The 9,491-nt window shown below is 69.2% G+C and carries 5 protein-coding genes and 1 CRISPR repeat array; all 5 genes read right to left on the bottom strand.

The genetic code is table 11. The features are described from left to right. Window positions 1–273: 273 nt before the first annotated feature. A CRISPR array of direct repeats spans window positions 274–5,458; the repeat unit is 29 nt; unit sequence GGGTCGATCCCCGCGGGTGCGGGGGAGAC. Between the two features lie 67 nt (window positions 5,459–5,525). From cas2e to cas7e, 5 genes are read right to left on the bottom strand one after another with little or no spacing between them, the layout of a single operon-like run. After that, window positions 5,526–5,852 carry a type I-E CRISPR-associated endoribonuclease Cas2e gene (gene cas2e, locus ASE50_RS16145; protein ID WP_056402906.1) on the bottom strand — a complete coding sequence of 109 codons (327 nt, stop codon included), beginning with the start codon at window positions 5,850–5,852 and terminating at the stop codon, window positions 5,526–5,528. A gap of 4 nt (window positions 5,853–5,856) precedes the next feature. Beyond that, window positions 5,857–6,777: a type I-E CRISPR-associated endonuclease Cas1e gene (gene cas1e / locus ASE50_RS16140; protein ID WP_056402904.1), complete on the bottom strand. Its 921-nt coding sequence runs from the start codon at window positions 6,775–6,777 to the stop codon at window positions 5,857–5,859. Next, window positions 6,778–7,548: a type I-E CRISPR-associated protein Cas6/Cse3/CasE gene (locus ASE50_RS16135; protein WP_056402901.1), complete on the bottom strand. Its 771-nt coding sequence runs from the start codon at window positions 7,546–7,548 to the stop codon at window positions 6,778–6,780. Then, a complete protein-coding gene (gene cas5e, locus ASE50_RS16130; RefSeq protein WP_200909567.1) occupies window positions 7,545–8,276 on the bottom strand; it encodes a type I-E CRISPR-associated protein Cas5/CasD in 732 nt (243 codons plus the stop codon). Before cas5e ends, ASE50_RS16135 begins: the two co-directional genes overlap by 4 nt. Next, on the bottom strand, window positions 8,273–9,484 hold the full coding sequence (gene cas7e, locus ASE50_RS16125; RefSeq protein ID WP_056402897.1) for a type I-E CRISPR-associated protein Cas7/Cse4/CasC: 1,212 nt from the start codon (window positions 9,482–9,484) through the stop codon (window positions 8,273–8,275). Before cas7e ends, cas5e begins: the two co-directional genes overlap by 4 nt. Between the last annotated feature and the right edge of the window lie 7 nt (window positions 9,485–9,491).

Raw genomic sequence — 9,491 nt, 5'->3', positions numbered from 1 at the left:
TTCATGTACATCTCGATCGCCAGGGCTTTCGTCTCGGCACTGAACCTGGGCTGGCTGTCGGTGCAGTATCGACCGCAGGCCCGGCACACATAGCGCTGATTGCCCGACTTGCGGCCCCGCTTGATCAGGTCGGTCCCTCGCACGCTGGACAACGCATCCTGTCCTCCCCGTCCCAAATCAAAGGAACACAGAAGAATCCAAAACGCGCCTCGTGTAAACAGTCCCTGGGTGCGGGGGAAACCGAGCATGGTAACCTGGAAGAACGACGGGCCGGGGTAGATCCCCGCGGGTGCGGGGGAGACGGCGGGACTTTGAACGGCGTCTTGTTCACGCAAGGTCGATCCCCGCGGGTGCGGGGGAGACCAGCGCGTTGCGCTCGACCTCCAGCAGAACATGGGTCGATCCCCGCGGGTGCGGGGGAGACTCGAGGCCGGGACCAAGCGACGCATTGAGGAGGGGTCGATCCCCGCGGGTGCGGGGGAGACGACGCGATTGACGGTCTGCGCCGAGCTGTCGCGGGTCGATCCCCGCGGGTGCGGGGGAGACCTGGGTCTGGAATCGGCGGTGCGTGCGCGCAAGGGTCGATCCCCGCGGGTGCGGGGGAGACCGATCGGCGACCGCATGACGCAGACCGTCAACGGGTCGATCCCCGCGGGTGCGGGGGAGACGGTTATGGTTCCCGGTTTCGTTACTCATCGTGGGGTCGATCCCCGCGGGTGCGGGGGAGACATATCGATCCCGACGCCGGCGATACGAACGCCGGGTCGATCCCCGCGGGTGCGGGGGAGACTCACAGGGCCAGACGCCGACAGCACAGCGCCAGGGTCGATCCCCGCGGGTGCGGGGGAGACTCATCGCGACCACCTTCGACCTACCGCAGAACGGGTCGATCCCCGCGGGTGCGGGGGAGACCTAGGGATAAGCGCGCGGTCGCTCTTGCCGTGGGGTCGATCCCCGCGGGTGCGGGGGAGACCTCCGCCTGCTTGCGGACGATCGTCGCATTCTGGGTCGATCCCCGCGGGTGCGGGGGAGACGGGGCGAAAGCCGGACGGGGACAAGGATCATGGGGTCGATCCCCGCGGGTGCGGGGGAGACCCGGCAGGGCTGACAAGCGAGCAATGGGCGGGGGGTCGATCCCCGCGGGTGCGGGGGAGACGCTCGCGGGCCACGCGGCTTTGGTTCAGGCGCGGGTCGATCCCCGCGGGTGCGGGGGAGACGGAAGTATGCTCCCGGAAGTCTCTTCACGGAAGGGTCGATCCCCGCGGGTGCGGGGGAGACTTGGCCGTGCCTTCCGCGACCATGCCGGCCGCGGGTCGATCCCCGCGGGTGCGGGGGAGACGGAAGTATGCTCCCGGAAGTCTCTTCACGGAAGGGTCGATCCCCGCGGGTGCGGGGGAGACGCAGCCGTTCGGCTTCTTCGCGTTGCGGACCGGGGTCGATCCCCGCGGGTGCGGGGGAGACGTCGAGAAGGCGCAGGAAATGGCGCTGGCGAAGGGTCGATCCCCGCGGGTGCGGGGGAGACCGCTTCGAGCGCCAGCTTTGTCCGCTGATCCAGGGTCGATCCCCGCGGGTGCGGGGGAGACGACGGGAGATGGCGCATACTACAGCCAACAGGGGGTCGATCCCCGCGGGTGCGGGGGAGACCCTATGCGCGTTTCGAGGATATCCACGAGGCGGGGTCGATCCCCGCGGGTGCGGGGGAGACGGATTGGAGCAAGGCAAAGGGTTCTTCCGGTCGGGTCGATCCCCGCGGGTGCGGGGGAGACCCTGTGCGCGACATGATATTTCCGTATATATCGGGTCGATCCCCGCGGGTGCGGGGGAGACATCGCCGACACACAGGCGCTACAGGACGCGACGGGTCGATCCCCGCGGGTGCGGGGGAGACCCAGTCGAGCAGCGCACGCTCGCGCGCGTCGCCGGTCGATCCCCGCGGGTGCGGGGGAGACTTGCCCTGCCTGACATGTCCGCTCGCAAGGCAGGGTCGATCCCCGCGGGTGCGGGGGAGACGGGCCACCCTGAATATACCCGCCGCGAATGTTGGGTCGATCCCCGCGGGTGCGGGGGAGACGGAAAGCGTCCGGTGCCGAACACCGCTGCCGGGGGTCGATCCCCGCGGGTGCGGGGGAGACTGGGCCGAGCAGGTCTTTAAGCCGGGCGTCTGGGGTCGATCCCCGCGGGTGCGGGGGAGACATGATCCGATCGCCGCGCCCGCCCAGGGTGATGGGTCGATCCCCGCGGGTGCGGGGGAGACACATTGAAGGTGCGGCGAACGACATTGCTGGCGGGTCGATCCCCGCGGGTGCGGGGGAGACCGCCAGCTCCAGCAGATGATCGACGTGGCATAGGGTCGATCCCCGCGGGTGCGGGGGAGACGTCGGCGGCACCATCCTTGAAGGGCCGGTCGTCGGTCGATCCCCGCGGGTGCGGGGGAGACCGGCACGTTTTCGATTTTCGACATTAGACCGCGGGTCGATCCCCGCGGGTGCGGGGGAGACAAGCGCAAGGGCGATGACTCGATCCATGTCGTGGGTCGATCCCCGCGGGTGCGGGGGAGACCCAAGCCTGAGGAGCATACACATGGCAGGAGAGGGTCGATCCCCGCGGGTGCGGGGGAGACGGGATGCTCTTCTACATTCCATCCGGGTATTGGGGTCGATCCCCGCGGGTGCGGGGGAGACACTCTTGCTGCCTAGCAACGGCGGCTTGGCTTGGGTCGATCCCCGCGGGTGCGGGGGAGACCGCGGGATGAGCGTCGAGGAAGTCTGTCGAATGGGTCGATCCCCGCGGGTGCGGGGGAGACCCGATCCGGGAGACCGCCAACAGCTTATCAACGGGTCGATCCCCGCGGGTGCGGGGGAGACGCGAACATCGACGACGTCCCGGCAAGCACCGCGGGTCGATCCCCGCGGGTGCGGGGGAGACCATTGCTCCACCGTCAACGTCACCGTCGCGTCGGGTCGATCCCCGCGGGTGCGGGGGAGACAAGATCGGTGTCGAAGACGTAGGTGTCGGCCAGGGTCGATCCCCGCGGGTGCGGGGGAGACACGACGCGGAAAAGGCTTCGATCCTTGGCAAAGGGTCGATCCCCGCGGGTGCGGGGGAGACATCTGCCCTTCGCGCTGGTCGGGAAGGGAGAAGGGTCGATCCCCGCGGGTGCGGGGGAGACCTTCCACAGCTTCGCAGCAAATTCGCTGGCGTGGGTCGATCCCCGCGGGTGCGGGGGAGACCCGGCGGCTGATACCTTCACCACGCCGTCGTTGGGTCGATCCCCGCGGGTGCGGGGGAGACATCTTCGCGCCTCCCGCGATACCTGCAGCCAAAGGTCGATCCCCGCGGGTGCGGGGGAGACCGCCACAGATGAAGATCTGCGGTATGTGGCGCGGGTCGATCCCCGCGGGTGCGGGGGAGACCCGGGAATCTGGTGCCAACCGTTCAGCGTCTCGGGTCGATCCCCGCGGGTGCGGGGGAGACTGTTTCACGAAGATGCCGAGCCGCTTGAAACCGGGTCGATCCCCGCGGGTGCGGGGGAGACGCTTAGAAATTACGGCGCTGGGAACCAACACGGGGTCGATCCCCGCGGGTGCGGGGGAGACGGACCGGGCCTCGGCCGCTTGCACGTCGCGGCGGGTCGATCCCCGCGGGTGCGGGGGAGACGGAACGTCATCGTTCCAATGATCCGGCTTGTTGGGTCGATCCCCGCGGGTGCGGGGGAGACTTACCGACAAAGATATCATTAGCGGCGGACAAGGGTCGATCCCCGCGGGTGCGGGGGAGACTGATCGAATAGCAAATGCGTATCGTCAAGATCGGGTCGATCCCCGCGGGTGCGGGGGAGACTCGCAGTCGGGGATGCGATCGATTTTGACAATGGGTCGATCCCCGCGGGTGCGGGGGAGACGTGTCGCTGCGGAAGCCTTTGAGCGGGGCGTTGGGTCGATCCCCGCGGGTGCGGGGGAGACCCAATGGTGCGACGCCTGAGATGCTGTTGGCAGGGTCGATCCCCGCGGGTGCGGGGGAGACCCCGAAGCGCCGCCTTGCAGACAAACGCTAAAGGGTCGATCCCCGCGGGTGCGGGGGAGACTACAATGCGCTGTGTGACAAGCAGCCGGTCGAGGGTCGATCCCCGCGGGTGCGGGGGAGACCTCTCACCCTCATCGATGAAGGCAGCGTCGAAGGGTCGATCCCCGCGGGTGCGGGGGAGACACCCGCCCGATGAAGATCACTCGGCCGACGACGGGTCGATCCCCGCGGGTGCGGGGGAGACTCAATCCTGTTATTACGCGCGGCAAGAAAAGAGGGTCGATCCCCGCGGGTGCGGGGGAGACGATAGATCACGCTTGGGGAGCGCCCCAACCCGGGGTCGATCCCCGCGGGTGCGGGGGAGACGTGTGGCGCAGCCGCCGCGCGTGGGTACGCAAGGGTCGATCCCCGCGGGTGCGGGGGAGACGCCTCCTGCCGCTGCCAGACGCTGTCGAGGAAGGGTCGATCCCCGCGGGTGCGGGGGAGACTCCGTGACGTTGGTAATGAGGGTCGACGACTGGGGTCGATCCCCGCGGGTGCGGGGGAGACCGCGACGGCTTGTGCGTCTGTCTGTTCGTCAGGGGTCGATCCCCGCGGGTGCGGGGGAGACCTTCGGACAAGCATCGCGACGAACTGATCGAAGGGTCGATCCCCGCGGGTGCGGGGGAGACGGGTGCCTTACCCTTCTGGTCCAGCTTGAGCCGGGTCGATCCCCGCGGGTGCGGGGGAGACACGCCGGTCAGCTTCGCCATGAACTGCCCGAAGGGTCGATCCCCGCGGGTGCGGGGGAGACGCACCAGTCGCCGGCTGCATCCCCTGCGCATGGGGTCGATCCCCGCGGGTGCGGGGGAGACGCCCGGTGCCGGTATTGCGCCGGGACAGGGTGGGGTCGATCCCCGCGGGTGCGGGGGAGACTGGCGTGACGACCGGGCCGCTTTGCGCACCTGGGGTCGATCCCCGCGGGTGCGGGGGAGACCGCGCATCGACCGGCACGACGATATCGCCGTCGGGTCGATCCCCGCGGGTGCGGGGGAGACCGGGCGGGCGGGCGTTCTCGGTCCGCAGACCCGGGTCGATCCCCGCGGGTGCGGGGGAGACGCCGGCAGTCGAGCGTGACGGTCATGCCATCCGGGTCGATCCCCGCGGGTGCGGGGGAGACGCTCGGGCGCTGAAGGGCGCGAAGAAGGCTGCGGGTCGATCCCCGCGGGTGCGGGGGAGACCGAGGGTCGATCCCCGCGGGTGCGGGGGAGACGCTCGGGCGCTGAAGGGCGCGAAGAAGGCTGCGGGTCGATCCCCGCGGGTGCGGGGGAGACCCGACCTTCGCAAGATCGCCGCCGCCTGATTTGGGTCGATCCCCGCGGGTGCGGGGGAGACGCGCGCGCAAGGGAAGCTCAGTCCGACGCCTTGGGTCGATCCCCGCGGGTGCGGGGGAGACTCTGCCGGTCAACTGCCTCGTTTCGTTCACGATGTCAAAGATCGCCTGTCGCGCACCCTTCAAAGCCTCACCCCGGCGGTTCTGGCATCTGGCGTCCCGACAATGCGCGGCGGACGAGGAGGATGCCGTCATGCGCGACCACGTCCTTGGGCGGTTCGCCAAGGACCGACAGGCCGAGACCACCCGCCGATGCCGGTTCGGCCCAGCACATGACGATGCTGCCACGGCGCAGGCGGGTGTGCCATTCCTCGACGACGGTCCAGATGCGGCCGCGCACGCCGGCGCTCATGCGGGGCTGGGCATAGACGCCGGGGGCGAGTTCGAGCATCGCCGAGCCGAGGAAGCCGCGATAGCGATCCTCGACGTCGCGGGTGATGACGACGGTCAGCGGCACGGCGTCAGCCCGGATCGGACGGGAGCGGCGTCACGGCAGATGAACCGGGCGGTTCCGTCGCGCTGGCCGGCATCAACAATGCCTTTATCCGGTCGATCATGCCGGGGATGACACTGCGCTGGCGGAAGAGCAGGGCGGCGCGTTTGCGGACCAGCCGTTCGATCGGCGCAGCCCCCCGTGCCCGCGCTTCGCGCACCGCACCGAAGGCGATGTCGAGCAGCACGTCGTGGCGATACAGGTCGCCGATATCGAGCACGAAACTCTGCCCAGAATCTTCGTGGACGAAGCCCAGTTGCGGGATCGCGCCGGTCGCGGCGACGGCAACCGCTGCGGCAGCGGTCATCGCCGATCCGGCATGGTTGATCGCCTGGTTGGCGAGGTCACCGGCCTCCGGGTTTTCGCGGTCGTAGCGGCGACCGTTCCACACGATGCCGTGGCGTTCGGCGGCGAGGACATAAGCGCGCTTGATCCGCGCGCCTTCCTGTCCGCGCAGCACGGCGACGTCGCGGGTCCGTACGATTTCGCCGAAGCGCATCGCGTACATCGCGCGCGCGGTTTCCATGCGCAGCTTCGGATCGGCCCAGCGGCGAACCTGCGCGCGGGCCAGCGCCGAACTGTCGGGCATCAGCGGCGGCGCGGTGTAGAAACGGACCGCGCCGTCGCCGATCGCCGCCAAGGCGCAACCATGGCGGGCGAGCAGGCGCAGCGCGTCATGGGTGACGCTCGACCCCGGTCCCAGCAGCACGATCGAGATGGCGTGATACGGAATCTGGTAATCGCCCGCGCCCAGCGCCCCGCCACCCGCCGTCACGAACCGCAGACAGCCATCCTCCACCTCCAGCCGTCCGCGATCCAGCCATACCAGCCCTTGCCGATCGGCATGGGGGATACGCGCCTTTTCAAGGCCGAGGCGACCCGACAGCATCTACCCGGCCCGGTTCGGTGGCGCGAGCAGCAACATGCCATAGCCGAAGCCCGAATGCCGCCCGATCCCCTTGGCAAGCAAGTCGGCGAAGACCACCGGATCGGCGATCGTCAGCGTTCCGCCGATCAGCGCGTCTGGCCCTTCGACCCGGTGGGTGCGGCGTCCTTCGCTGCGATGGGTGTTGCGCAAGGCGCGCGTGCGACGGAACAGACGGAGGTCGGCATGGTCCAGCGTCGCGGCACCGGCGAGGCGGGTTGCGAGCCAGTCGATATAGACCGCCGCCCGGTCGACCGTGTCGGGATCGCCGCCCGCCCGTTCGATCCGTTCGCGCGCGGCGACATGGGCGTCGATCTCCCCGGCGTTGCGCTGCCATGCGTCGGAGCGACCGGCCCGTGCCGCGCGAACCGTCTTGCCGAACCGCACGACCGGGCGCACCCGCACTTCGAAGCCATAGCGCGCGCCTTCCCGCCAGGTCCCGGGCATCGGCTGTAGCTGAGGCTCGCCGTCGAACACCGCCTGCACCTCGGTATCGGTCGGGGGCAATGCTGCGGCGTCGTCGAACGCGGTACGATCCCGAACATAGCCCAGCAGATGCGGCCCCTTCCCATGGTCGGGCAGGAACCGGAACGGGCGCGGCGCGGCATCGCCGAACCGTGCGAGGAGTGCGGCATGCAGCGCATAGCCCAGATCCTCATCGCTCAGCCGCCGCGCCACCGCGAACGCCGCCAGCGCCCGGACATGGATGCCGATGCGGGCCAGATGCAGGGTCACGGCGTCACCGCCGGCCAGTCGAGCCGTCCGACCATCACCCGACGCAGCCCGGCATGGACCCCGGCGGGCCAGTGGCGTTCGTCGGTCAGTTCCTCGGTCTGCGCATCCTGTGCAACGACGCCGCCGGTCGGTTCGCCGAACGGCCATTGCGCGCGGATCGCGGCGGGGCGGCGAAGCTCGATCTTCGCGAACCCCAGCGCCAGCGCGTCGGGGATGGTGTCGGCCTCCACCTCGCCCAACAGCAGCGGGCGCGACGGTAGGAAAGGCTTGCGGCCCAGAAACAGCGGACGTTCGGGGCGGCGCAGCGCCTCCGCCAACGCATCGAGATCGGGCGCGGCGTCCGCAGGCTCCAGCCGACATGCGATCAGGACGCGGGCATCGGCATCCATGTCGCGATAGCGGATATGTGGCGATTTATAGGTGTCGGCACCGCCCGCACGCCCCTCTACCCGGCCGCGCGTGGTCCAGCCGCGATCATTGGCACCGAGCTGGGCGGTTTGGAACTCGCGCTCGCGCCGACCCTCTACCACGCGCGCCGATCCGATCACCAGCCGCCCCTGCAACGCGGCATGGGCATCGACGTCGAAGCGTTCCCAGCCGAGCGCATTGGCGAACAGCCCGGCGACCATCGATTTCGATGGAAAATCGCGCACCACGCCATAGGCATCGACCAGATCGCCGCCGAAGCTCATCAACGGCGCGTCGCAATCGAGCAACAGGTGTTTCACGCAGCCGCGTCCCGCACGACCGATCCGGCCCAGGTGGCCAATTCCCGCAGCGGGCCGTTGGCGATGCCGGTCAGCGCCAGGTCGGGCATCGCGGTAAGGCGGCGGGCTTCGCCGGTTTCGTAGAGAGTATCATAATCGGCGAGGTGCTTTGCCATCGCGTGCGCCGTGCGTTGACCGAGCGAGCCTTCGGGATCGTGATCGGTCGCGATCGCATCGCGAAAGGCGTTGGCCAGCGTACGCGGCTGACGGTCGCCCGCCTCCACCAGCACCAGTTCGGCGCGACTATAGGGTGCGGTCGATCCCTTCTTGGCCCCTGGCGAGATTTCGGCGACAAGGTGAACGAGATGCTCGACCACCTGCGCCGCCAGCGCGCGGTCGTGGTCGCCGGTCCAGTCCTTGCGGTCGCAGCCGGTCAGGTTCGATACCAGCAGCGGCACATCGACCACGACATAGCCATAATAGAGGCCGGAGGTCAGTTCGGTGTCGAATACGCCGGCGGCCCCGGCATCGTCACCCTGTTCCCGGTCGCGGAGGTCGTCGACGACGGTGAAATAATCGGTCTCGGCCTGCATCGCATGGACGGTGAAGGCATGGGCGACATGGATCGCCGCGTCGCGATTGGCGCGGGTGTCGCTGGTCACCATCCGTCCGAACAATGCCGCCTCCAGCGATGCCGCCAGCAGGTTCTGATCGCGCAACTGGTTCAGATTGTTCTTCTGTTCCTTGACCCAGATATCGGCCGCCGCCTTCACGCCGGCCGCGCTGGCGCTCTCGGCGAGCAGGCGTTCGGCCTCGGACGCCAGCCATGCCAGTTCGGGGCGACCGAACAGCAACGCCTGCCGCTGCTGCTTGTCCTTCGCGTTCTTGCCATAGAATTTGGTGATGAACGCTTCCTCGACCGCGTCGACCATGTCCTTGTCGAACCGGGCGCGCAGTGGGCCGGTGACCTCGCGCTCGATCGCCTGTTTCGAGCGGACGCCCTCGACGCCGTTGCGCTTCGCCAGTTCGTGCAGCGCGCGGGGATCGTCGGCCATGCGCCAGTGGCGCTTCAGGCATTGCGACGACACCCGCGTGCGGGTGGCGGTGCCGAAGGGCAGGCGCTTGGCGAGGCCGGCATCGTCGCGGTTGAGCAATGCGCCCGGCCATGCCGCAAGGAAATGGATCTGGATGAATTTCGGCACGATGCCGTCGGTTGCGGTGGTCGTCATGCGAAAT

Origin of the sequence: Sphingomonas sp. Leaf5, from assembly GCF_001421155.1 — a bacterium.
GTDB lineage: Bacteria > Pseudomonadota > Alphaproteobacteria > Sphingomonadales > Sphingomonadaceae > Sphingomonas.
The sequence above is the reverse complement of the archived record's forward strand: the minus strand, read 5'-3'. Positions and strand labels throughout refer to the sequence as shown.

What these genes read in the sequence shown, in the direction of transcription:
- cas1e (WP_056402904.1), bottom strand. Translation starts at nt 6,777, where the DNA reads ATGCTGTCGGGTCGCCTCGGCCTTGAAAAGGCGCGTATCCCCCATGCC.
- cas7e (WP_056402897.1), bottom strand. Translation starts at nt 9,484, where the DNA reads ATGACGACCACCGCAACCGACGGCATCGTGCCGAAATTCATCCAGATC.